The following is a 22,074-nucleotide window of genomic DNA, read 5'->3' as shown; positions in this document are numbered from 1 at the left end:
TCGAGAAGACCTGCGGTTGTTTTTTGTTCGTATTAGTTTGGAAGTTTTGATGTATCGACGATGCGACCTTCAATCTTGTAGTCGACTTGACCGAGTGATTTCGTGAAATCACGTAGGTTTTCCCAGTCAGAGAGACCGAGGTCCGTGACGCGACCAGCTTTGTAAGCCGTCTCGAATGGTGTGAGACCATCGCCACCTTTAGCTGTGAAGGCATTCGTTGCGATGACATATGTCTTCGCTGGATCGATGACTTCGAATGTGCCGTTATTGTTCACTTCCATCTTCGTGACGCGTTCGCCTTTAGCTTTTGTGCTATCGTATTCGAACTTCATACCAGAGACGTGGAGGAAACCACCGTTTTCAACAGGTGCAACACCAACGCTGATTTCAAGCAATTCTTTGATCTCTGTACCAGTCAATTTGACTGTTGCGAGTGTGTTACCGAACGGTAGCGTCGTCAAGACCTCACCGACTGTCAGTGGACCGGCATCAATTGCTTCACGGATACCTCCACCGTTTTGCATTGCGATGACTGTCTCTGGATTATATTCCTTCGCTTTTTTAAGCATACCGTCTGTGATCAAGTTACCAAGCGCTGTTTCGCTATTACGGACGCTGATCAAGTTCTCACCTTTGACACGAGGGTTTGGTAAGGCATTGACGATATTTGCGCCAACTTCTTCATTTTTCAACTCAGCGATTTGATCGGCATACGGTTTAAGGATTTTAGCAGCTTCAACATCTGCTTCTGCTTTTCCGACTTCAATTAATGATCCTTTGTAATCTGTGAGTTGTCCTTTATAATCAAACGTTAAGTTTAAGTTACCTAGGAATTTGCCATACTGAAATGCCTGCGCGACTAATGTTGTATCTTTCTTTCCTGGCGTGTTTTCACTATCAAAAATGACTGGAGAGTCTAATTGGGTATGAGAGTGACCACCGATAATAACGTCAATACCCTCAACATTTTTAGCTAATAACTTATCATTATCAACAGCTTCGTTATCGTCAAAACCTATGTGTGTCAACGCAACAATCTTATTTACACCGCGATCTTCAAGTTTTTTGACAGCTGCTTTAGCGCTAGCGATATAGTTTGCGAAAGCAACTGTTCCTGGACTTGCGATATCCGCTGTTTCTTCTGTCGTCAAACCGAAGAAACCGATTTTTTGTCCTTTATATTCCTTGATGATCCCTTGATAGATTTTCCCGCGCTCTGGTCCTGCTGTAATTGTTTTCTTTTGCAGACCATTGAAGAGTTCGTTTTTACTGAAGTCGACGTTCGCCGTGATGAACGGGAATTTCGCTTTCGTGACGAAGTTTTTCAAAGCAATGTTGTTATCTGTATCGCCAAGATCAAACTCGTGATTACCGAACGTCATCATGTCATATTTCATGTAGTTCATCAGTTCAAGATCGGCTTGACCGAGGAACTTATTGAAGTAGAGGGATCCAGAGAAGACGTCGCCAGCATCAAGAAGTAGAGAAGGAATACCTTCTGCTCGATAAGACGATCTTAATTGTTTAATGACCGTTGCTCTCTTTGGTGCATCATCGAGGTTCGCATGCGTATCGTTTGTATGCATTAAACCGATCGAGAAGTCATCCGTATTGACGTCGAGCACCGTGATTTTTGCTTTTAATGTAATCGTCTTACCAAGACGTGTATAACTTGCGACCGCATATTTCACACCCGCTTCGCTCGTATCAACTTTCGACCAGCGGACTGGCTTGTCATAGATGCGACCTGTCGCATAGAGAACAGCTAATGTTTTCGGCAATTCTGGTTTTTGATCGACGTAGATCGTCTGATCCGCAACCTTCTCGACGAACTTCACGGCGTAGTTCTGAATGTAGATCTTGATTTCGATTGGATTCTTTTTCTTACCGTATGTGCCTTTGACCGTTTGGTAACGGTTGAACGCATGGCGGTCGTAAGACTTCCACGTGATCTTCTCGCCTTTATATGTAGCAGGGAGTTTGACCGGGGCACCTTTCGTGAAGACGAGTGACTTGAGTTTGACCGTTTTGACTTTGACATGTGTTGCAGCCGAAACTGTCGTTTGAGCAACTGGCACGATTGCCGATGTCGTCAGGGCGACAGCAACAGCTGCCGCGTAAAGCGGTTTTGATTTGTACATACGTAAAAATCCTCCTTCAAGAGTGGGGTATGAATGCAAGGTCGCGATGCGATCGTTGACCTCCTCTTCTACTATAAAGGGTTCGGAAAGCTTCGTGGGATGAACCTTTTGTAAATAACGTAAATTCTTAGGTCCGACGACAAGACAACCCACGGAAGTCGTTTGCTCGTAATCTTGAGAATCCGAACGTTCGCCTTCGCAATAAAATGATAACGCTTTCATTATATCTTGTCTTAAATAAAAATGAAACGAAATAATATTACCAATCGTTAAACATTACCATTAAATGTCGATTTTTTAGTGGTCCTGAATTGCTAAATATTGTATGATGTCAGTATATAGACAGTTCGGATGAAAAGAGGCAACGATGGATGAATGATACGATTCGAGGCGGTGTCCTCGTCGGCATTATTTGTGTGATTACCGTCCTCCTCGTATGGGGGCTCGCATCACCACCGACGACGATTGAGTTTCCACATTTTAATCATGCGTAAGGAAACAAACTAGGAGATGACCGGTGGTGGACCCGCCGGTTTTTGTCGTGCCTGAAAAACTACAGTTTGGTGTCGGTTCGTCCAATACATTGACACGCTTTTTCACGATAGCTAGAATTGATTAAGTGTATATAGGAAGTATTGCTTCTGCCATGCACGAATGAGTGGACAAAGGAGGCGAGTCGGAATCGACCGGGCAAGGACCCGTTCATGCGGAGAGAGCGTTCGTTTGAGCAATCGCGGACGGCATCTGTCTTTTTTTGAGTGGAATCAACGAATATAAAAATAAAATACATGTATCATGAATCGGAAGGAACTTACACTTATGCTGAAAGAAATGAGAAGTATCATCCGGGAACAGGTGGAGAACTTCCCACTGATTCGCCGGTTGGCGCGATATGAAATCAAATCAGCGCATGCAGAGCAACGCCTTGGCCTTTTATGGGAGCTCCTCAATCCGGGTCTCCAAATCTTTATCTATTGGTTCGTCTTCGGTGTCGGTCTACGTGGAAACAAGAACGTCGACGGAGATATTCCGTTCATCGTCTGGCTTCTTTGCGGGATCGTCGTCTGGTTCTTCATCAATGACGCCTTGCTCCGTGGATCGAACTCGATCAATAGTCGTCTCGCGATGGTGACGAAGATGCGTTTCCCGATGAGTGCGATTCCGTCGTATGTCATCTTATCACGCATGTATCAACATTTTGCGATGCTCTTGATCGTCTTCATCGTCATCATTGCAAATGGCATCCCGATTACATGGAAACTACTTCAGTTGCCGTATTATATGATCGCGACGTACATTTTCGTCTATGCGTTCTCACTTTGTTTTTCAACACTTATCACACTCGTTAAGGACATCCAGCTCTTCTTACAATCGATGATGCGGATGCTCTTCTATATGACACCGATCCTTTGGAACATCGAACGGTTCCCAGATGCTTTACATGGTATCCTCCGTTTGAATCCTGTCTTTTATCTCGTCGAGGGATACCGAGCAAGCTTGCTCGGAGGACATTGGGTCTGGCAAGAGTGGCCGACCGGTCTGTACTTCTGGAGTGTGACGCTCCTCTTGTTCACAGCGGGAACATTCTTGCACATCAAGTTCCGTAAATCATTCACAGAGCTCGTTTAAGGGAAGGAAATCGCCATGTCTATGATTAAACTCGACCATGTCACGAAACGCTTCGACATGGTCACGACTACGAAAGAAAAATTCAAGCTCTTGTTCAAGAATCAAAGCAAGAGCGTTAAAACATTCACTGCACTACGGGATGTCTCGCTCGAAATCGGCTCAGGTGAAGTCGTCGGACTCGTCGGTATCAATGGATCCGGTAAATCGACGTTATCGAACTTGATTTCAGGTATCATCTATGCAAACGAAGGAGACGTCGCGATCAATGGTGAAGTTGCGATCATCGCTGTCTCGCAAGGGTTGAAGAACGTCCTGACAGGACGGGAGAACATTCGCTTGAAGTGTCTCATGCTCGGGATGGACGATGCGGAAATCGAGCGCCGGATGCCTGGCATCATCGATTTCGCGGATATCGGTGACTTCATCGATCAGCCGATCAAGAAGTACTCAAGTGGGATGAAGTCGCGTCTCGGCTTCGCGATCGCAGTTAATGTCGACGCCGACATCCTGATCGTCGATGAAGCGTTATCGGTCGGGGACCAAACCTTTTATAACCGTTGTATCGATAAGATGAACGAATTCAAGGATGAAGGGAAGACCATCATCTTCGTCAGTCACTCGCTCTCGCAAATCAAGAGCTTCTGTGAGCGGGTCGTCTGGCTCGAGTACGGTCAAGTACGTCTCGACGGAACGACGAAGGATGTCTTACCGGAGTATAAGAAGTTCCTCGCAGAGTATAAGAAGTGGTCGAAAGAGGAACAGCATCAATATCGACGCGATCGCTTGAAAGAACAAGCAGCAAATGCGCGATCGGGTAAAGAAAACACGGACTCAGAGGATACAGTCAAACATCCAGGGTGGATTTTATCAGGTCTTGGGTTACTCGTCCTTGCAGCCGGGAGTTTGATGGTCATCGATGAGACGCCGTCTTTGACGAATCTCAGTGATGCAATCTTGAATTTCTTTTAACGTTAAGCCAGGTGCATGCGCATCTGGTTTTTTTATGCTGTAAAGTAGGATTCTTACGTCAGTGTAGAGAAAATGAGTAACGAGAGAGAAGTAAAATCGGAAGAGCTGAGCATCCATACAAAAAAAAGGAGTCGAGGACTCCGTTTGCATCAGGTTTGTGAGCGATCCATATAGGTTTTGACGTGTGGAGCTTCATACGTCGCGAAGCGTTCAAGAAGACGATCAGGATCTGACTCGACAATCAGCATCGCACGGTGTTCCGGAATCAGGAATCCTTGACGTTCCATCGTGTCAAATAGGGCGATCAAGGGATCATAGTATCCTTCGATATTGAGTACACCACACGGTTTTTCGTGTAGACCGAGTTGCGCCCACGTGAAGACTTCAAAAAACTCCTCCATCGTACCGGGACCACCAGGGAGAATGATGAAGCCGTCAGCGAGTTCTGACATCTTCGCTTTTCGCTCGTGCATCGAGTGAACGAGATGTAATTCAGTCAGTCCGGGGTGGGCAAGTTCCTTTTCTTGTAGAAAATGAGGCAAGACACCGATTGCCTGACCTTGAGCAGCAAGCGTAGCGTCCGCGACAGCCCCCATCGTTCCAACACGGGAACCACCGTATACGAGTCCGATGCCGTGCGTAGCGAGCGCTTGACCAAGCTTACCCGCTGTCTCGCGAAAGACTGGGCTAGCACCATCTTTGGAACCACAAAATACAGCAAGTCTATTCATGAAACAGAACCTCCTTCGTTATCTTCACCATAGCATATTCGGTGATCGGACGGCAGAGTAGACCAGAAAGGAGATCGATATGCGACCACGTACGATTGTTTGGCTCGTCCTAATTATCGCAGCAATCAATTTAGGGCTTGGGATATGGATGCCGGATACGTCGACTCGAACGACAATTAGTTCAATACTACTAGGTGTGATTGTCGTCCTCGGTATCTTTTACGTCATTGCGTTACGACAATCCTCAAAATAAAGAGAGCTCGTTTGACTCGTAGGAGTTGGACGGGCTCTCTTTATGTCTGTTACGGAATTTCATTATGATGGAATATTCAAAAAAATCTATTTTCATACACAAGTTCGACATATTGATGGATGATTTGTAAGAAAAACACAGGAATCAGGACATATGACTCGAGTCAAAAGTAATAGAAAGTGAAAATAATGTGTAAAATACCATAATTATTCGTATTCGAATATTCAGAGGGGGTCTAAGGTTATATGATGTTGTTACGAAGCCATACGAAAAATAATAGGAGGTAATTTAAATGAACTTGAAAAAGAAATTAGGTTTAGCGATTGCAGCTTTATCATTATCTGTTACTGTTGGTGCTGGCGTTGCTAGTCAGCTTGAAACTAATGTAGCGATTAAAGGATTGCCACTCGAGTATTCAGAAAAAACAGACCTAGCGATCAAAGGATTACCACTTGAGTATGCTCCAGCTTTCGATGTAGCGATTAAAGGATTGCCTTTAGAATATTCACAAAAAACAGATGTGGCTATTGATGGAATTCCACTTGAGTACGCAGTAAAACGAGCTTAATTGAAATTCATACATTGATACAGCTATTTGGCTAGATATTCTTCTTTCATCGTTGTGATAATTTTTTGATACTCTTTCATTCCTAATAATTCAAACAAAAAATATGATTTATCAAAAGTTCTAATGATTTCTTGTGATGGAGCACCTAATTTATCTAAACAAGCAGCTCTTTGAGAGTATAATTGTCCGAGTAACGACATATCTTTAAATTTTAAGCTTGTTTCAATTGCTTCATCAATTATAGTAAGTGCTCGATTATGTTTTTGGAATTCTAAAAGAATCTTTGAAAAATTATACGAAATTCTAATTCGATCGACGATTAAATCATCATTGTCAAAGTTGAGATTTAATATTTCTTCATAAACATTGATACTATATTGAAAACTTCTATTTTCAGAATATAGATTCGCAATCGCAGATTTAATTCGAATTAGCATATTTGGTGAATAAAATGAAGTGGAGTATTCATTAGATAGATTTTGAAGTTCTACTATACATGTACGGTAATCGATTTTTCCTAGACGATACGAGCAAATGAAGAAGTAATATTTATACAATAATGAATGTTCAAATGAAGTATTAGCATTAGATAGTGCGACTTTACTTTGTTTATAAATGCCTTCAAAGTCCTGATTTCTAAATTTATAAAGTAATTCTTCGTCAATCGTTCGTAAATTCGTTTGTTGATTTGTAGGGTCTAAGAACGCTGATAATGGAACTTGTAATCGCTTTGATAAAGCATACAGCAATTCGACTGTCGGTGAATGTGTGCCACTCTCAATCTTACTGATCTCTGCTTGACTGCAAATTCCGTTTGCTAAATCTTTTTGGGTCAGATTGTGTTTCTTCCGCAATCGGCGTAATGCTAAGCCGATTTGCGGTGACATGAATTGATCCATCGGCTCCTCGTCCTTTCGTGGAGATTGAACTGGTATAGGGTACCAACTTCTATTATAGAAGCGAACCAGACGAGATACTACTGATTTACTTGATTTCGTATCAATGTTTCAACGACCATCACACTTGATTCAGAAAGGGGTACATCCATGACACTCATCTTAAAAGAAACGCGACGTAACATGACTTCTTGCGCTTGGTGTCTCAATCCTGCTACCGTCTCCGTCGCCCCCCTCGCTCATCGGGAAATGGACCGGACTGCTACGAAACCTAAGGCAAACGTTAAATCGGCTTAATCCACACAAAAGGACTTCATTCGGCTATTGGAATGAAGCCCTTTTTTCAATCATTTGATGAGAAAGGAGAGAGGACATGATCGGATTATCGCTTTTATCGGAACAAGACGGCTGGCTGCAACGTTCTCTACCATCGATTGATCTGCAGACGTTTTGTGAGACGCACCGTATTTCGCTCGACGCGTTTGATTACGACACACATACGTTCCATGATTTACTCGATTATATGGATTTTCAAGAGTATGAGCACTATGTCTTCGTCCTCCAAGGGGAAGGGGAACGAACGTTACGACTCGTCGCGTATTTGCAACACGAGATGTTACACGTCCAGTTCCACTTGATTCGCCCAAATGGAGAAGTCCTGTTCGGACAACCTGATTTCCTGAATGGTCTCTTCTTACCGCAGGAAGACATGCCGGCTTCTGCATCCGTTCCAGCGGTCCATCATGCGCTTCTCTCATTGATGACAGGTGTGTACCCAGCATCGGTGCCGCACCATCCGCAACCGTTACGTCATGTCTACATCGAGGACAGCTCATTACTGGACAACATTCCGGCAAGCAATTTCCATGCGATGACGATCAACAGCGTCATCTATTTTGATCACCCGATGCGTCACGATCTACCGATCATCGAACTGATGAGCCGGACACCGATTCTGTTGACGTTTTCCGATCGTCTCTTTCCCTCGCTTGATTCGCAGTTGACGGTCTTGTCACGTGACGCGCTAGCAGAGCAATTAGTGGACTGGCAACAAACGGGACGGATTCAAAATGATCAATCGATGGGGATCCTCGATTATGCGACGTTAAGTGGATTACGCGTCTCGCATCGACTGTTCTTCTTTGTGGACGGGATTTACGCCGATCGACAGAAGACGATTCAGTTGAGTGCAGACCTATCTGTTGATATCGAGTCATTCCGAGAGCGGCAACTTCAACCTGACGCGCTGGCATCACAAACTGAACTAGAGCTGTTTCCGTTGCTGTATCAACTTGCCGGAACGTTTCAGGGAACGAGCCGTTTCATCACACCGTACTCTGATCTCGAATTACCTCGGACAGCCGGGCGGATCGGACCGTTGACGCTAATCGGCATTCAAAACGAGGAAGGTTGTTTTGCGTTCGACCGGACGACGTTACGGTTATTTGAGACAAACGAAGCATTCCTCTGGATTCTTGAAGCGGATCAAAAAGAACAGTTCGACATATTACCGGAGCGACTCGGCGCAGATTATGCAGAAGCGATTCAGCACTACAAGGAGTTGATGTATCATGGGTGATGTCTTATTTGGTCCATTCTTGCGTAAAGGGAGTTACTCGCGCGTCCAAGTGCTAGATCATGTTCAGGCGGATGAACGATTCGGTCAACTGTATCAAGAGGCGCAACAGTTAAATGAGGTCGATGAGCTGATGCTCTATCGGCGTTATTTACGAAAAGGGGAGCGGATCCTGTTTCATGGAACGTTTGATCCATCGCTCTTCAATCTCTTGTCGGATGAAGGGTATGATCTTTATCTGATCGAACCGGAAGCTGCACGGACGAAACAGATTGCGGAGAAGTATCAGCATAAGATTTACGGCTGGAGTCATGACGTAACGGACGTCGTCGGACCTGAGTACTTTGACCGGATCATCTTACCGGGAACGACGATTTTACGTTATACGCGTGGGGAGCTGTTATTGTTCTTCCGAAACATCCGTCAATTGCTACGACCGAGTGGACGACTGCTCGTGTCCTTGTATCGTATCGATCATCTAAAATCGATGGCCCATCCGATCGCGACACGACGTTTTCAAAAGACATTACTGTTCTATGGCTACCACATCGATGGCGAACGTTTATTATTTAACGCCTACCTTAAATCGGGGCAAGAGGAAAAAATCAGCTATGCAATAGAATATTTGTACGAACCGAAGACGCTGTTTGAATTTGCGACGTTATCGCGCTATCAGGGACAATTTCTGTATGAAGGAAACACGATGCTGGTGTTGGAGTTCGAGAAACAGTAGTCAAACAATATAATATAACGATACAATTAAAAATATATGTAATATACTGGTTTGAATAGGTCTAAAGGCTGGGTAATGTGATACAGTAGTTTCCTTTTCACGATTCGAAGTACATCATGAGAAAGAGGAGCCGGACACATCATGGAAAATCAGAGCGGAAGTACCTTTCAGCAAAGCTGTTTATCGTTCATTGAGACCTTGTTTCCAGATGAATCTTTTCACTTCTTAGAAGAATCGAAAGCAACGGACGCCTTTGGTCATCCCGGTCGACAATTGTTCTTCTCTTCATCTGCCCGTACTCTGAAATTCAGTGTACTCGAGCAGGCGCACCAGCGCTACACACGTGTATTCGTATCCGAGAAAACAAGTGAAAATGCGTTTTTTCGTCAACTATTAGAAGCGACATATGAAGACGGACAATTGTACATCGACCATATCGTCCAAACAGAATAAGAAAAAGGGATCAAAATCAGCTGATTTTGATTCCTTTTTACGCCTCGATGGAGGAAATCCCTCGTTTTAATGCCTGATCAATGGACGTTGCCATCTCATCTCGGACGTTCGCTGAGACGAGGCGACCATCAAAATAGATTTCCTTTGACAGACTGAGGTGAACGAGTAAGTCTTCGAGAATGAGTTTCAGATCAAGCGGTTGTGATGGTTCAAGCGCTTGTTGCATGAATTCATTCAACGAAGGATGCTGTACATACTTCGGATCGATGAGATCAATGACCGTCGTGTCTAAAGCAAGAGCCAATCGTTCTAGGACTTGAGGAGAGGGCATGCGCTGACCACGTTCGTAAGCGGAGATGTCCGTTGCTGTTTCTCCACATCGTTCAGCTAAAAACTTTTGAGTATACTTGTGTTGTTTGCGCAATTGCATGATTTTTTTACCTAGTGCACGGTTCATGGCACTCCACTCCTATTCTGCAGGTCATCGTGTATAGTACTAATTAACCACTTTCATTATAAAAGAAACCTTTGAAATGTAAAATATCGTTTTTCAAGGAAACTAAAAATATGAAATGGGTTAAAATAGAAATTGAATTTCAGGAGAAATCGCCTATTGTTTCCACCCATGTTATTCTAAAGTGATCTAAAAAAAGGAGTGTGTTCATGAAAAAAATCACGTGGTCCGGCTACGTCGTCCTGACCGTTCTATTGATCCTTTTTATCTCGAGTTCGATGCCGTATCAGGCACAATCCATCAAGCCGGGGTTATCTCGATACATCCCGTTAGGATTCGTCGATCATCTGCGATTCATCTCCTTCTCCTATCATGGAGAAGTCAGTGTTGCAGCACTCGGACGAAGTGGCTTCATTGAATTTTTCATCCGAAAAGCAGCCCACGTCTCGACGTTTCTCGTATTAGGCATCGGATTGATCGATTTAACACGCCGTCGCCTGACACCAGGACTTGCGGTCCTGTTCGCCTATTCGTTAGCAATCATGGTCGCTGTCTTTGATGAGTTCCATCAAATCTTGACAGGGGGTCGGACGGGACTCATCCAAGATGTTTTACTCGATGGAGCTGGTGCTTTGATTGGAATCGGATGTTATGTACTCATCTATAGGAAAAAAGTATGACGTTAAGCAGGAAGTGTCTCCTTCCAGCACGAAAAGAACAGGCATCATTTTTAACGAAGGAGACTGCCCTATGAAGACTTCCCATTTGTTGATGACGAGCGTCGGTCGACGGACGAAGCTGGTCGAGTATTTCGTCCGTGAGATGCCGGACGGTCACGTCAGTACTGCGGATTGTAGTTCACTCGCACCGGGTCTTTATATGACAGAACGCCATCATCTCGTTCCCTGCATCGATGCACCGGATTATATCGATCATTTGCTGGAGTTGTGTCAGCGCGAACAGGTGACGGCGCTATTGTCATTGATTGATCCTGAACTGGAATTGCTCGCAGCGGCGACGGAACGGTTTGAAGCCATCGGTGTCACAGTCCTCGTCTCACCGATGGATGCCTGTCGTCTCTGTTTCGACAAGTACGCGATGTATACGTATTGTGTCGCGGAAGGGATTGCGCATGCGCGGACATACGTGACGCTCGAAGCATTCCGGAGCGCACTTGCGCAAGGGGAGGTACAGTTCCCGGTCTTCGTCAAACCACGCAATGGGAGTGCCAGTCTCCATGTCCAGGCGGTCTCCTCCCTCGAAGTCGTTGAAGGACTGTTTGCCGTCCATCCGGATTTATTGATTCAAGAATACTTAAGAGGACAAGAACTCGGTGTCGATGTCTATGTCGACTGGTTGACGCATGAAGTGACCGATATCTTCATCAAGGAGAAACTCGTCATGCGTGCAGGGGAAACGGATAAGAGTCGCTCCGTTAAACGCGACGATGTCTTTGAACTGGTCGAGCAGGTCTTACGTGGAACCGGTCTCGTCGGACCGCTTGATTTCGATCTGTTCGATGTGGACGGAACGCTCTATCTATCGGAAATCAATCCGCGATTCGGTGGGGGATATCCACATGCGTATGAATGCGGCGTTAATTTTCCGAAAGCGATCCGAAACAATCTGCAGGGAAGACGTAATCCCCGACGCATCGGGGCATATGCGGAAGACATCTATCTATTGAAGCACGACACGGTGACGCTGTTGCCTGCAGCTTTGCTTGAGCAAATCAAAAAACCATAAGCGCACGAAAAAGGAGTGACTCGGTAGTGATACCGGATCACTCCTTTTAGGTAGAAGAGCAGAATCAAGAAAGAGAGACGCGTGCACGCTTGAGGCATTGCACGGCGGAGGTCCAGCTACCGAAGAGAGCGTTGATCGTCGAGGTACTCGGAACCGAGCGACCTTCTGCCCATTTCCGGTAATGAATGATACTGAGGGAAGGTAATTCTTCTTGTGCCTGCCGCAGTGCTTCAAGGACATCTTCTTCGACCCATTTCCGGCGAGGCGGTGCGATGTCGAGGCAAGCGAGGGCATCTGCCCATGAACCGTATTTACGGGCAATCGTCGCGACTGTCGGATGACCATTTTCCTGTGCCCAAATCGCATACGTCTGTGTCGTCAGACGGGGAAGGACATCAGAAGCTTCGAGTAAGGCGGTGATGATCCGTTCTTCCGTCATCGAGATGGAGCGTGTCATCTCGATTTGTGCTTCTTCGAGTGCACGTGACCAAGAACCGAAACGTAAGTTGATCAATGTCAAGGAGGGTCCATGTTTCGCCTTTGCCCATTCTCGGTAGCTGTTGCTATGGAAAGGGTGTAAGCGTGTCGATGCTTCCTTGATGAAAGCAAGGATCTCTTCATCTGAAAAGTACGGACGAATCGATGAGAGACCGGCCGCTTGGAGTGCTTCACGCCAAGAGCCGAATACATTGATGATCGTCGTGATCGACGGAATATCTTTTCCAATCGACCAACGTGCATACGTCTTTGCGTCGAGAGCGGGATATTCGATACTAGCTTCGATTAGGCTATCGATGACTTGTTGTTCTGTCCATTTCTTCATGATGTCATACCCCTTTCGTGTAGGTGCTCTAGGTGTGGGTACTGTCGTGAGGTGGAAGTCGACGAAGCGACGTATAAGCGAGAAGGCTGAGCCAAATGAAATAAAATCCACTCGGTCTGACGAGAATACTTTCCGTAAATTGGAGCAATCCGAGCCAGCTAGCAAGCAACAGGGCGAGAAACGCGAAATCCGTCGTCTGAATCCGAAACAGTCGATAGAACAGATATAGAAAGACTGCACCGTACAGCCAACAACCGATGAGTCCGAATTCATAAAGATGGGTGATCGGTGTGCTGTGGAACGTATAGAGAACTTGTTCGTTTAGTTGTTCCTGCAGACCGCGTGGGGCACTTCCAATCCCGTGTCCGAACCAAAGCGAATCAGTGGAAGCGCGCCATCCTGCTTGCCAAAGCGTAAATCGTCCGTTGAGACTGAGCAAACGGGGAAGCAGTCCTTGAAACGCAAAGACAGCTAGGAGAATCAAGCTTCCCGTTACGTAACATGCTGTCACCTGCAACCGCCGTTTCATTCCCGGAACCATTCGAATACTTGTCAGCAGAGCAAGAAGGAGAAAAGAATAGATTCCTGTCTGCGAACCGCTTCTGAGTAACGCGATGATGATGAGCAAGAGAAGGACCGCGTGCAGAAAGCTTTGCCGACGCGGGAATTGTCTGAGCAGGTAGAACCAAGCAAACAGTCCTCCTGGAACAAGCCACGCTGCAAACGTATTCGGATTGTTCATCAGACCAGCGAGGCGAAGGAACGAGCCTTGTTCCCCGACGTACAGTTGAGGAAACGACAAAGGACCGATTCGAAGCCATTGCAGGTTTTCGACCGGAACATACTCTGAACCAAATGAGACGATGAGGGCGTAGGAAGCGAGAAAGACGGCTTGTCCATAAAGAAAGTGACACAACAGTCGTTGCCATTGTTCGATCAATGTACGCGAGAGCGAAGAGACGATGCCAACGAATAGCCAAGTCGAAATGAGGTAAAGCGAAGCAAGAATACGATCCGTATTCGCGTTAAAAAAGAAAAAAACGATATGAAATGTCAGATAAATCAGAAAAATAAGTGCAATTTGATGTCCAGTCGCTCGGTTGGCGCGATAGAACGGTCGTAAGATGAGCCAACAGACGCTGAACAGAACGATGTAGACCGGAAGCAACCAAAGGGACCACTGTTTCGGCAACACTTCGTCCGTGAAGGATAAGGGACGAATCCAAGCATCGAGCATGATCCAAACGACTAGGATGGATAAGGCAAAAGATGTGGGTATATTGGCTGATTTTAACATGATTTCTAAAGACTATCCACCCTTCATATAGGACTTATTACCGATTTGAGCACTTTTTAATCATCAAATTGGTATTTACCCTTATCTTTCAAAACATCATGCAGATAAATGAAAAAAGATTAAGGGAAACGTGATCATTTTTTCGTGAATCGCGTTTTTTTCGTGATATGAATTCATGCTGTGAACTAGTGTCACGCAAGCGAGATAGCTACCGAAAAAAATATAATCATTTCCATCAAGCTCTAATTGTTTTGGGAGTCGATTGGAAATAAGGTGTAGACATAACCAATGTCCATCCATTCGGTCAAGCCAGAAAGAGGTGAACAACAGTGAGCTCGATGCATCAAAGAAAAACCTTCGGAGATCATCTAACGACACTCCGACGCGGCTGGTGGCTACTCGCACTCTTCATGATTCTCTTCGCGGGAGCCGGATATGCGCTTAGCACGTATGTCATCCCGAAGACATACGAGGCGACGGCCTACATTCTTGTCGTTCCTCAAGCGAACGCAGAGGCGACATCGACGCCGACACTCGTCAGTACCTATCAAGATATCCTACGAAGCCCAGAGGTCGTCGATCAGGTCGCCCAAAAGATGAACGTCACCGACAAGCGGTTATTCGATTTGACGGATCGTCTGACAGTCTCGAGCAATCTCGATTCGCAAGTCATCGCCTTATCCGTCACGGATCGTTCGGCGGAGCAGGCAGCCATCCAGGCTAATACGATGACGGAAGTCTTCCAGGATTATCTCCCACAACTGATCAACACGAGTAAGACGGAAGTGTTCTCAAGCGCACGGATTCCAACGAAACCCGTGTCACCGAACATCCTAATGAATACAGGCATCGGTGGCGTTCTTGGTCTGATGCTCGGACTCCTGATCGTCTATTCTCGCTCGTTAAGCAAAAAGGAAGCGACACGCGAATCCACTGATAGTTATCCGAAAGCGATTCCCCGCAGTCATTCATGAGAGAGGAGAGGAGACACCGTCATGCAGCATTCCCCGCTCACCCCGTATCGTCGACAGTTGAAGATCGGACTCCTTCGCCTAATCGACGCTGGAATCATCGCACTCGCGACTGTCGTTACGTTCTACTTCTTTAATCCGCTCCATCTCACCGTCAACTTCGAGTTGCAGGACGCACTCGAAATCGCCCTCATCCAGTGGGTCGCTCTTACATTCGTCGCACACTGGATGCGCTTCTATCAAATCATCTGGCGTTACGCGAGCCTTCGTGATCTTGCCGTCTTACTCGTCGTCGTCCTCGCTAGCAGCTTCGTTTTACTGGGTCTCGAATACGCCTTGTTCGACTTTGCGGTCGAACGAGCGATCTTCCTGCAAACAGGACTCGTCCTAAACGGTCTCTTATTCGTCCGGTTGTTGATTCGTGGACGTAGCCTTCGTCTCGTTCCTGACAATAAGACGCTCGGCAAACGAACGCTGATCATCGGTGCCGGTGCTTCCGGTCAGATGATCACAAAAGAGCTGAAGCAAAAGAAGTCGCACATCTTAAACGTCGTCGGATTACTTGACGATTCGCTCGAACTACGCGGGATGCGGGTTCACGGTGTTCCCGTCATCGGAGCGATCGACCAGCTCGAATGCATCATCGAGGAACAAAAGATTGAAGCAGTCGTCCTCGCGATTCCATCGTTACCGTATCCGCAACGGATAGAATTGCTGAACCGGATCAAACAAACCCAAGTCGAAGCGCATACGTTACCAATGCTCGTCGAACTGGCATCCGGAAAAGTCTCGATCAAACAGATCCGTGAAGTCTCGATTGCTGATTTACTGGGTCGGGAACCGGTCGAACTCGATATTACGGAAATCGAACGAAGCGTTCATGGCGCGACCGTCCTCGTCACCGGTGCCGGTGGTTCGATTGGTTCCGAGATTTGTCGGCAACTGATTCGTTTCCGTCCCGAACGGCTCATTCTTCTCGGGCACGGCGAAAACAGCATCTACCTGATTCGTCGGGAGCTCGAGTGTCTCAGTCGGGACATCCAGTTCGAATCCGTCATCGCCGATGTTCAGGACAGTGATCGGATGCTTGAAGTCATGCGACGGTTTGAACCGGATCTCGTCTATCACGCAGCAGCCCATAAGCATGTACCACTGATGGAGGATAATCCGAGTGAAGCCGTCAAGAACAACATCTACGGCACACGCAACGTCGCTCGAGCGGCGGAAGCAGCTGGTGTCAAACGCTTCGTCATGATTTCGACCGATAAGGCCGTCAACCCGACGAGTGTGATGGGGGCAACGAAGCGAATCGCCGAGATGGTCATCCAGCAGATGGCACGTAACAGCGAGACGACGTTCGCCGTCGTCCGGTTCGGAAACGTCCTCGGGAGCCGTGGTTCCGTCATTCCACTGTTTAAGGAACAAATCGCCAAAGGCGGACCGATCACGATCACCGATTCCCGGATGACGCGGTACTTCATGACAATTCCGGAAGCGAGTCGACTCGTCATTCAAGCGAGTGTCCTCGCGAAAGGTGGCGAAGTCTTCGTCCTTGATATGGGTGAACCAGTCCACATCACGACACTGGCGAAGAACTTGATTCACTTGAGTGGCTTCACGGAAGAGCAGATCCCGATCGTCTACAGCGGCATTCGAAAGGGTGAGAAACTCTACGAGGAATTGCTCGCTCGCGATGAAGTCCATGACGAGCTCGTCTTCGACAAGATCCTCGTCGGGAAGACACGACCTTTTGGATCCGTCGACCCGTACTTGCGTGAGATCGCCCAAGCGCTCGGTCAGGACGAAGCACTCCGCCAGTATTTGTTAGACGTCACGAACGAAACCGATACCGACCCGGTCGCACCAACGATACGGATCGCTCGCAAATAGAGAGGAGGGGAAACGATGAAAACGGCCCGGCTGTCCCGCTTCAATCTCATCTTCATTGCCGATACGGCGTACTCGCTCCATCAATGGATGATTTTGACGCTCCTGATCAAATGGAGCACACCGCTCAACATCGGTTACTTCAACTATGCCCTTGCCATCACCGCACCGATCGTCATGTTCTGTTGGCTGAACGCCAGTACGATCCTGACGGCAGAACGGGCTGGCCTGACGAACTTCTGGCTCTTCATCAAGACTCGTTTTTCACTCCTCTCGGCAGGTGTGTTCGTGTTACTCGGTGTCTATTATTTCTTCGGTGAAGCGGACATCTTACTCCTGACATTACTCGTCTACCTGAATAAGTACATGGAGTCGTTCGCCGATCTCGCCTATGGTTTCCTGCAAGGACACACTGCCTTCAAGGAAGTCGCGGTCTCGAAGATCTTCCGTAGTCTCTTGAACGTCTCAGGCGCAGCACTCGTCCTCTTTACGACCCATTCAATTCACGGATTCGTGCTCGCCTTGATTGCTGGGAACTTGATCATGCTACTCGCATACGACTTACCGACGATTCGCCGGGTCGGTCGTGGCTTTGACAATCAAGCGCTCGACTTACGATATCGGTCAGGCAAGGAGCTGTTCCTCAAAGCGATGCCACTCGGATTCGTCGCACTCCTGATCGCCTTGAACGCAAACATCCCACGATTGTTCGTCGGTCGCACGATCGGCACGGAAGAACTTGGCTATTACGCCAGCATCGCCTATCTACTCGTACTCGGCAGTCTGTTCATCCACTCCTTGATCGCCGTCTTGCTACCGAACTTCTCGTCTGAGACGGGCGAACGCCAAAGTTTGCCGGAATTACGCAAGCTGACCCGCTCGATGTTACTGATGACGAACATCGTCGGCATCCTGTTGATTGTCGGAGCGATCTTCTTCGGCAAGTGGGGCTTGACGATTTTCTACAACGCATCGTTCGTTCAATACCATCTGATTTTCGTCTTGATGATGGTCGCCTCACTCTTTTTCTACAACTCGACCGTCATTCAGGCACTCTTGACCGGCTTCCAGCAGTTCCGGATCCAGACAATCTCGATCTTCGGCAGTGTCGTCGTCAACCTGATTGCCTGTAGCTTTTTGATTCCGCTGTACGGTCTATACGGTGCAACGATCGCTTACACCCTTTGCGCTGTCACTCAGATCGTCCTATTGTTACCGGCACTGTATCGGTCCTTATATCCACGGGACGTCACGCTCGTCGTCGAACAAAGCAGCTGAGGAGGGAAGAAGATGCGACCAATCCTACTACTCATCGTCATCGAAGCGCTCGTTTGTCAATTCGCCCGGTCGCTCTTCCCGGACACCTACGTGACCGCCTTGCTGCTCATCAACTCGGTGTTGTTTCTTTATTACTTGCTTCGTCAAGCAGAGACGACGCCACTCTTTCTCGTTTTCATCACCGCTTTCTTCGTCCGATTGGTCCTGATGTTCATCGATCTCGAGCTGTTCCGTTTACCGCCACACAGTGGTGACGACACGGAAGCCTTTCATCTCGAAGGTGTCCAAATCTTCACTGATCCGTCGACCTTCAATGATGTCGTTCGTGGCACCTATTCCAAGTTTCTCGGAATCTTCTACCTGATGTTCGGTCCAGAACGGATCCTCGCTCAGTTCTTGAACGTCATTCTCGGTGTCGTCGCTGTCATCATCCTAGCGAAGACGCTGCAACGGTTACGCTTACCGGAACGATACGTGTTCGCAGCAACACTGATCTTCGCGTTCTTCCCGCAAGGATTGTTACTCTCACCGATTCTCTTGCGTGACCAGATCGTCGCCCTTGGCATCGTCTATACACTCTACTACATGGTGCGCTGGACGGAAGACAAGTCCGGATGGTATATGACGCTCGCGTATCTCGGCTACTTCGTTAGTACGATGTTCCACTCCGGTCTTGCTGTCGGGATCATCGTCTTACTCGTCTATTTCTCGTTTTATAGCCATGAGACACGACGAATGGACTTTGAACCGACGAAGGTGCAGCGACTGATCTTTCAAGTACTGATCGTTGGCTTCATCGTCTACAGCTTCCAGGACGTCTTGTTCGCGAAGTTCACCCACGTCTCAGAAAACGGACAGTTGTTCAGCGGGATGAGTTACGACCGTGGCGGCTCCGCTTATCTGAACGGATTGACGGTCACAGGTCCAGCTGACATGATTCTCTACTCACCGATTCGGATGATTTACTTCCTGTTCTCACCGTTCCCGTGGCAATGGTCGAGCGTCATGAACATTCTGATTTTCTTCCTTGACGCCATCTTCTACTTCATCGCCTGTTTTGCGATTGTCCGTTTCTTTAAACTGATCCGTCAGCATCCATTCGGCAGCGTTCTCTTGTTCTTTTTCCTTCTCTTTGCGCTTAACGCCGTCATCTTCGGTCTAGGAACCGGCAATGTCGGAACGGCCATCCGACACCGGTATAAGTTGTTCCCGATGTTACTCATCGTCTACACATCCGTTCACTACATGCGCTGGCAAGCGCGCCACTACTTCGAGGAGGTCGAACACCGTGCCGAATAAAACGATCTTAATTACAGGTATCGCAGGCTTCATTGGATTTCACGCCGCACGTCGTTTCATCCGGGAGGGTTACCGGGTCATCGGACTCGATGAAGTGAACGACTATTACGACCCGACGTTAAAAGAAGCCCGGCTCGCTGAACTCGGAACGAACTACACGTTTTACCGGGTCTCACTCGAAGAGACGGCAGCCGTCGCGCGGATCTTCGAACAGGAATCAATCGATCTCGTTCTCCATCTGGCAGCCCAAGCAGGGGTACGGTATAGCATCGATCGACCGGACGTCTACATGACGTCAAACATCGTCGGCTTTCTCTCGATTCTTGAGGCGTGTCGGCATCACCCAGTCGAACAACTGATTTACGCTTCCTCCAGTTCCGTCTACGGATCGAATACGAAGATGCCGTTCGCGACGACGGATGCCGTTGATCATCCGCTAAGTCTTTACGCCGCTTCAAAGAAAGCAAACGAACTGATGGCACACACCTACAGTAGCCTCTACGGCATCAAGACGACCGGACTTCGTTTCTTCAGTGTCTACGGTCCGTGGGGACGCCCGGATATGGCACTGTTCAAGTTCACAGAGGCGATCGCAAAAGGCGAACCGATTGATCTCTACAACTACGGCGAGATGGGACGGGACTTCACTTACGTCGACGACATCATCGAAAGCATCTACCGCCTGTTCCAGACTGAACCGGAGGTCGACGCGACGTTCGATGCTTCAAACCCGTTACCGGATCGGAGCAACGTTCCGTACCGCGTCTACAACATCGGCAGTCACAGCCCGATTCGACTGAACGAATTTGTTGCCTTGATCGAACGGCGCCTCGGTAAGACGGCAATTAAACAGGGGATGCCGCTTCAACCAGGCGACGTTCCAGAAAGCTTTGCTGACGTTTCCTCACTGTTCGAGACGATCGGCTATCGACCACAGACGACGGTCGAAGCCGGTGTCAACGCATTCATCGATTGGTACGAGAGTCACTACTTGCTGAAGGAGGAAATCCAAGATGGCGCTTAAAGAGGAATTCTACTACCGCTCTCCGATCTTCATCCAAAATTGGCTGACATCGTTATACGGTCGCAAGTTGATGCAAGAACGGTACGGTCCCTTCTATGAACAGAAGATGAAGGAGCTCCGGATGAAGGATCGGACGCAGGATTATAAAGCGGAACAACTCGATCGCCTGAATGCCTTTCTAGCCTTCGTCGTGACGCATACACCGTACTACACGCAACTCTTTCACGAACATGACATCCAGTTACCGTTGACATCACTCGAGCAGCTGAAGAAAATCCCAATCCTTGAAAAAGAGACGCTTCGCCAAAATAACGATGCGTTCATGTCCCGCGTCGATGCGCCGGTCCGAGGGCGGACGGGCGGAACGAGCGGAAAGTCGCTCCAAGTCGCGTTCATGCGCGAGGATGTCCAGGAACGGATGGCGCATCTCGACTACTTCAAGGAACGTCATGGCTTTCACGCCGGTATGCGGCGGGCGAGCTTCACCGGTCGGACGTTGACAGCTGTCGATCAAAAGAAACCCATTTTCTGGCGGATGAACCGGCCGCTCAATCAGTTGCTCGTCTCCATCTTTCACATGAAGGAAGAGAACTTTCCCGCTTATATCGAGGAGCTGAATCGATTCCAGCCACAGGCACTTGACGGCACACCGACAGCAATGGTCGAAATCGCCCGCTATATGCTGAAGCATCACATTCGACTGGATATCCCACTGATCGCCATCTTCCCGACATCGGAAACGGTGACGGAGGAGATGCGCTCGGTTCTCGAGGAAGCCTTCAACGCACCGGTCTTCGATCAATACGGTTCCTCTGAAGGCGCGCCAATCATTTCAGAATGCAGTCATCGAAAACTTCATCTCCATCATGAGACGGGCATCATCGAACCGTATGGAGAGGACGGTGAAGTCGTCGTCACGTGTTTTACGACACGCGGCACGCCACTGATTCGTTACCGGATCGGTGACCGGATGACGCTCAGTGACGAGACATGTAGCTGTGGCTTAAACGGACCTGTCATCGCTTCAATCGATGGACGAGGAACGAGTTATATCGTCAGCGAAAAGCGGGGCAAGGTGTTTGAAGGGGACATTACAACGATTGCCCGTGAACTGCCGAATTCGGTCTTACGACTCCAAGTCGAGCAGCATACGATTGACCATGTGACACTCCGGTATATTCCAGATGCCAAACGTTTCCATCCGAAACACGAACAGATCCTTTTGAACGAGATGCGCAAGTTGCTCGGCTCCGAGATGAAGATTGTTCTTGAACCAGTCGAACAAGTCAAACAGGAACCAAACGGAAAAACGTTGATCGTCAAACAGTCGATGAAATAGGAGGAAC

At 47.7% G+C, this 22,074-nt stretch carries 22 protein-coding genes; 16 read left to right on the top strand and 6 right to left on the bottom strand.

Features of this window, described 5'->3' with window-relative positions; translation table 11 throughout:
* Positions 1 to 32: 32 nt before the first annotated feature.
* Positions 33 to 2,141 (bottom strand): 5'-nucleotidase C-terminal domain-containing protein, encoded by a 2,109-nt coding sequence (locus L985_RS14315; protein ID WP_047392867.1) that lies wholly within the window; start codon positions 2,139 to 2,141, stop codon positions 33 to 35.
* A gap of 371 nt (positions 2,142 to 2,512) precedes the next feature.
* On the opposite strand from L985_RS14315, the gene L985_RS17215 reads away from it, so the two are divergent.
* From L985_RS17215 to L985_RS14305, 3 genes are all read left to right on the top strand, one after another.
* Positions 2,513 to 2,635, top strand: a complete 123-nt coding sequence (locus L985_RS17215; protein WP_255359374.1) for a hypothetical protein — start codon at positions 2,513 to 2,515, stop codon at positions 2,633 to 2,635.
* 337 nt (positions 2,636 to 2,972) lie between these two features.
* Positions 2,973 to 3,770 carry an ABC transporter permease gene (locus L985_RS14310; RefSeq protein WP_231925655.1) on the top strand — a complete coding sequence of 266 codons (798 nt, stop codon included), beginning with the start codon at positions 2,973 to 2,975 and terminating at the stop codon, positions 3,768 to 3,770.
* A 15-nt stretch (positions 3,771 to 3,785) separates the two neighbouring features.
* Entirely contained in the window at positions 3,786 to 4,739 is a 954-nt protein-coding gene (locus L985_RS14305; protein WP_052169441.1) for an ABC transporter ATP-binding protein, read from the top strand.
* A gap of 149 nt (positions 4,740 to 4,888) precedes the next feature.
* On the opposite strand, the gene L985_RS14300 is transcribed toward L985_RS14305, so the two are convergent.
* Positions 4,889 to 5,470 carry an LOG family protein gene (locus tag L985_RS14300; RefSeq protein ID WP_047392871.1) on the bottom strand — a complete coding sequence of 194 codons (582 nt, stop codon included), beginning with the start codon at positions 5,468 to 5,470 and terminating at the stop codon, positions 4,889 to 4,891.
* 79 nt (positions 5,471 to 5,549) lie between these two features.
* Between L985_RS14300 and L985_RS17060 the strand changes: the two genes are divergently transcribed.
* Both L985_RS17060 and L985_RS14295 read left to right on the top strand, forming a co-directional pair.
* Entirely contained in the window at positions 5,550 to 5,723 is a 174-nt protein-coding gene (locus L985_RS17060) for a hypothetical protein (protein WP_023469413.1), read from the top strand.
* A gap of 292 nt (positions 5,724 to 6,015) precedes the next feature.
* Positions 6,016 to 6,291: a hypothetical protein gene (locus tag L985_RS14295; RefSeq protein WP_047392874.1), complete on the top strand. Its 276-nt coding sequence runs from the start codon at positions 6,016 to 6,018 to the stop codon at positions 6,289 to 6,291.
* Between the two features lie 23 nt (positions 6,292 to 6,314).
* Here L985_RS14295 and L985_RS14290 read toward each other — a convergent pair whose 3' ends face one another.
* Positions 6,315 to 7,190 carry a helix-turn-helix domain-containing protein gene (locus tag L985_RS14290; RefSeq protein WP_047392878.1) on the bottom strand — a complete coding sequence of 292 codons (876 nt, stop codon included), beginning with the start codon at positions 7,188 to 7,190 and terminating at the stop codon, positions 6,315 to 6,317.
* 370 nt (positions 7,191 to 7,560) lie between these two features.
* Here L985_RS14290 and L985_RS14285 point away from each other — a divergent pair, with 370 nt between their 5' ends.
* From L985_RS14285 to L985_RS14275, 3 genes are all read left to right on the top strand, one after another.
* Complete coding sequence (locus L985_RS14285) at positions 7,561 to 8,766, top strand: hypothetical protein (protein ID WP_047392882.1); 1,206 nt, start codon at positions 7,561 to 7,563, stop codon at positions 8,764 to 8,766.
* Positions 8,759 to 9,496 carry a class I SAM-dependent methyltransferase gene (locus tag L985_RS14280; protein WP_029342642.1) on the top strand — a complete coding sequence of 246 codons (738 nt, stop codon included), beginning with the start codon at positions 8,759 to 8,761 and terminating at the stop codon, positions 9,494 to 9,496. Before L985_RS14285 ends, L985_RS14280 begins: the two co-directional genes overlap by 8 nt.
* 141 nt (positions 9,497 to 9,637) lie before the next feature.
* A complete protein-coding gene (locus tag L985_RS14275; protein ID WP_029342641.1) occupies positions 9,638 to 9,949 on the top strand; it encodes a hypothetical protein in 312 nt (103 codons plus the stop codon).
* Between the two features lie 37 nt (positions 9,950 to 9,986).
* Here L985_RS14275 and L985_RS14270 read toward each other — a convergent pair whose 3' ends face one another.
* The gene (locus L985_RS14270) at positions 9,987 to 10,406 is read right to left on the bottom strand and encodes a helix-turn-helix domain-containing protein (RefSeq protein WP_047392887.1); all 420 of its coding nucleotides are present in this window, start codon (positions 10,404 to 10,406) and stop codon (positions 9,987 to 9,989) included.
* 206 nt (positions 10,407 to 10,612) lie between these two features.
* Here L985_RS14270 and L985_RS14265 point away from each other — a divergent pair, with 206 nt between their 5' ends.
* Complete coding sequence (locus tag L985_RS14265; RefSeq protein WP_029342639.1) at positions 10,613 to 11,083, top strand: VanZ family protein; 471 nt, start codon at positions 10,613 to 10,615, stop codon at positions 11,081 to 11,083.
* A 70-nt stretch (positions 11,084 to 11,153) separates the two neighbouring features.
* Positions 11,154 to 12,149 carry an ATP-grasp domain-containing protein gene (locus L985_RS14260; RefSeq protein WP_047392890.1) on the top strand — a complete coding sequence of 332 codons (996 nt, stop codon included), beginning with the start codon at positions 11,154 to 11,156 and terminating at the stop codon, positions 12,147 to 12,149.
* A gap of 64 nt (positions 12,150 to 12,213) precedes the next feature.
* On the opposite strand, the gene L985_RS14255 is transcribed toward L985_RS14260, so the two are convergent.
* A complete protein-coding gene (locus L985_RS14255; RefSeq protein ID WP_029342637.1) occupies positions 12,214 to 12,972 on the bottom strand; it encodes a homing endonuclease associated repeat-containing protein in 759 nt (252 codons plus the stop codon).
* A gap of 28 nt (positions 12,973 to 13,000) precedes the next feature.
* Positions 13,001 to 14,269, bottom strand: a complete 1,269-nt coding sequence (locus tag L985_RS14250) for an O-antigen ligase family protein (protein WP_047392895.1) — start codon at positions 14,267 to 14,269, stop codon at positions 13,001 to 13,003.
* A gap of 338 nt (positions 14,270 to 14,607) precedes the next feature.
* On the opposite strand from L985_RS14250, the gene L985_RS14245 reads away from it, so the two are divergent.
* From L985_RS14245 to L985_RS14220, 6 genes are read left to right on the top strand one after another with little or no spacing between them, the layout of a single operon-like run.
* Positions 14,608 to 15,243, top strand: coding sequence for a YveK family protein (locus L985_RS14245; protein ID WP_231681773.1), 636 nt, complete (start codon positions 14,608 to 14,610; stop codon positions 15,241 to 15,243).
* A 21-nt stretch (positions 15,244 to 15,264) separates the two neighbouring features.
* A complete protein-coding gene (locus L985_RS14240) occupies positions 15,265 to 17,130 on the top strand; it encodes a polysaccharide biosynthesis protein (protein ID WP_029342634.1) in 1,866 nt (621 codons plus the stop codon).
* A 15-nt stretch (positions 17,131 to 17,145) separates the two neighbouring features.
* Positions 17,146 to 18,405 carry an oligosaccharide flippase family protein gene (locus tag L985_RS14235; protein ID WP_029342633.1) on the top strand — a complete coding sequence of 420 codons (1,260 nt, stop codon included), beginning with the start codon at positions 17,146 to 17,148 and terminating at the stop codon, positions 18,403 to 18,405.
* 12 nt (positions 18,406 to 18,417) lie between these two features.
* Positions 18,418 to 19,704, top strand: a complete 1,287-nt coding sequence (locus L985_RS14230) for a glycosyltransferase family 39 protein (RefSeq protein ID WP_029342632.1) — start codon at positions 18,418 to 18,420, stop codon at positions 19,702 to 19,704.
* The gene (locus L985_RS14225) at positions 19,694 to 20,728 is read left to right on the top strand and encodes an NAD-dependent epimerase (protein WP_047392904.1); all 1,035 of its coding nucleotides are present in this window, start codon (positions 19,694 to 19,696) and stop codon (positions 20,726 to 20,728) included. The genes L985_RS14230 and L985_RS14225 overlap by 11 nt, the downstream gene beginning before the upstream one ends.
* A complete protein-coding gene (locus tag L985_RS14220; protein ID WP_029342630.1) occupies positions 20,718 to 22,067 on the top strand; it encodes a phenylacetate--CoA ligase family protein in 1,350 nt (449 codons plus the stop codon). Before L985_RS14225 ends, L985_RS14220 begins: the two co-directional genes overlap by 11 nt.
* Positions 22,068 to 22,074 lie beyond the last annotated feature (7 nt).

It is taken from the genome of Exiguobacterium sp. ZWU0009 (assembly GCF_000798935.2).
Classification (GTDB): domain Bacteria; phylum Bacillota; class Bacilli; order Exiguobacteriales; family Exiguobacteriaceae; genus Exiguobacterium_A; species Exiguobacterium_A acetylicum.
The sequence above is the reverse complement of the archived record's forward strand: the minus strand, read 5'-3'. Positions and strand labels throughout refer to the sequence as shown.

Bases quoted from the DNA above. Each gene is read 5' to 3' on its own strand.
- L985_RS14265 (WP_029342639.1), top strand. From the start codon at position 10,613: ATGAAAAAAATCACGTGGTCCGGCTACGTCGTCCTGACCGTTCTATTG.
- L985_RS14285 (WP_047392882.1), top strand. From the start codon at position 7,561: ATGATCGGATTATCGCTTTTATCGGAACAAGACGGCTGGCTGCAACGT.
- L985_RS14280 (WP_029342642.1), top strand. From the start codon at position 8,759: ATGGGTGATGTCTTATTTGGTCCATTCTTGCGTAAAGGGAGTTACTCG.
- L985_RS14290 (WP_047392878.1), bottom strand. From the start codon at position 7,190: ATGGATCAATTCATGTCACCGCAAATCGGCTTAGCATTACGCCGATTG.
- L985_RS17215 (WP_255359374.1), top strand. From the start codon at position 2,513: ATGAATGATACGATTCGAGGCGGTGTCCTCGTCGGCATTATTTGTGTG.
- L985_RS14255 (WP_029342637.1), bottom strand. From the start codon at position 12,972: ATGAAGAAATGGACAGAACAACAAGTCATCGATAGCCTAATCGAAGCT.
- L985_RS14230 (WP_029342632.1), top strand. From the start codon at position 18,418: ATGCGACCAATCCTACTACTCATCGTCATCGAAGCGCTCGTTTGTCAA.
- L985_RS14270 (WP_047392887.1), bottom strand. From the start codon at position 10,406: ATGAACCGTGCACTAGGTAAAAAAATCATGCAATTGCGCAAACAACAC.
- L985_RS14305 (WP_052169441.1), top strand. From the start codon at position 3,786: ATGTCTATGATTAAACTCGACCATGTCACGAAACGCTTCGACATGGTC.
- L985_RS14315 (WP_047392867.1), bottom strand. From the start codon at position 2,141: ATGTACAAATCAAAACCGCTTTACGCGGCAGCTGTTGCTGTCGCCCTG.
- L985_RS14220 (WP_029342630.1), top strand. From the start codon at position 20,718: ATGGCGCTTAAAGAGGAATTCTACTACCGCTCTCCGATCTTCATCCAA.
- L985_RS14260 (WP_047392890.1), top strand. From the start codon at position 11,154: ATGAAGACTTCCCATTTGTTGATGACGAGCGTCGGTCGACGGACGAAG.
- L985_RS14240 (WP_029342634.1), top strand. From the start codon at position 15,265: ATGCAGCATTCCCCGCTCACCCCGTATCGTCGACAGTTGAAGATCGGA.
- L985_RS17060 (WP_023469413.1), top strand. From the start codon at position 5,550: ATGCGACCACGTACGATTGTTTGGCTCGTCCTAATTATCGCAGCAATC.
- L985_RS14235 (WP_029342633.1), top strand. From the start codon at position 17,146: ATGAAAACGGCCCGGCTGTCCCGCTTCAATCTCATCTTCATTGCCGAT.
- L985_RS14245 (WP_231681773.1), top strand. From the start codon at position 14,608: ATGCATCAAAGAAAAACCTTCGGAGATCATCTAACGACACTCCGACGC.
- L985_RS14310 (WP_231925655.1), top strand. From the start codon at position 2,973: ATGAGAAGTATCATCCGGGAACAGGTGGAGAACTTCCCACTGATTCGC.
- L985_RS14250 (WP_047392895.1), bottom strand. From the start codon at position 14,269: ATGTTAAAATCAGCCAATATACCCACATCTTTTGCCTTATCCATCCTA.
- L985_RS14300 (WP_047392871.1), bottom strand. From the start codon at position 5,470: ATGAATAGACTTGCTGTATTTTGTGGTTCCAAAGATGGTGCTAGCCCA.
- L985_RS14275 (WP_029342641.1), top strand. From the start codon at position 9,638: ATGGAAAATCAGAGCGGAAGTACCTTTCAGCAAAGCTGTTTATCGTTC.
- L985_RS14295 (WP_047392874.1), top strand. From the start codon at position 6,016: ATGAACTTGAAAAAGAAATTAGGTTTAGCGATTGCAGCTTTATCATTA.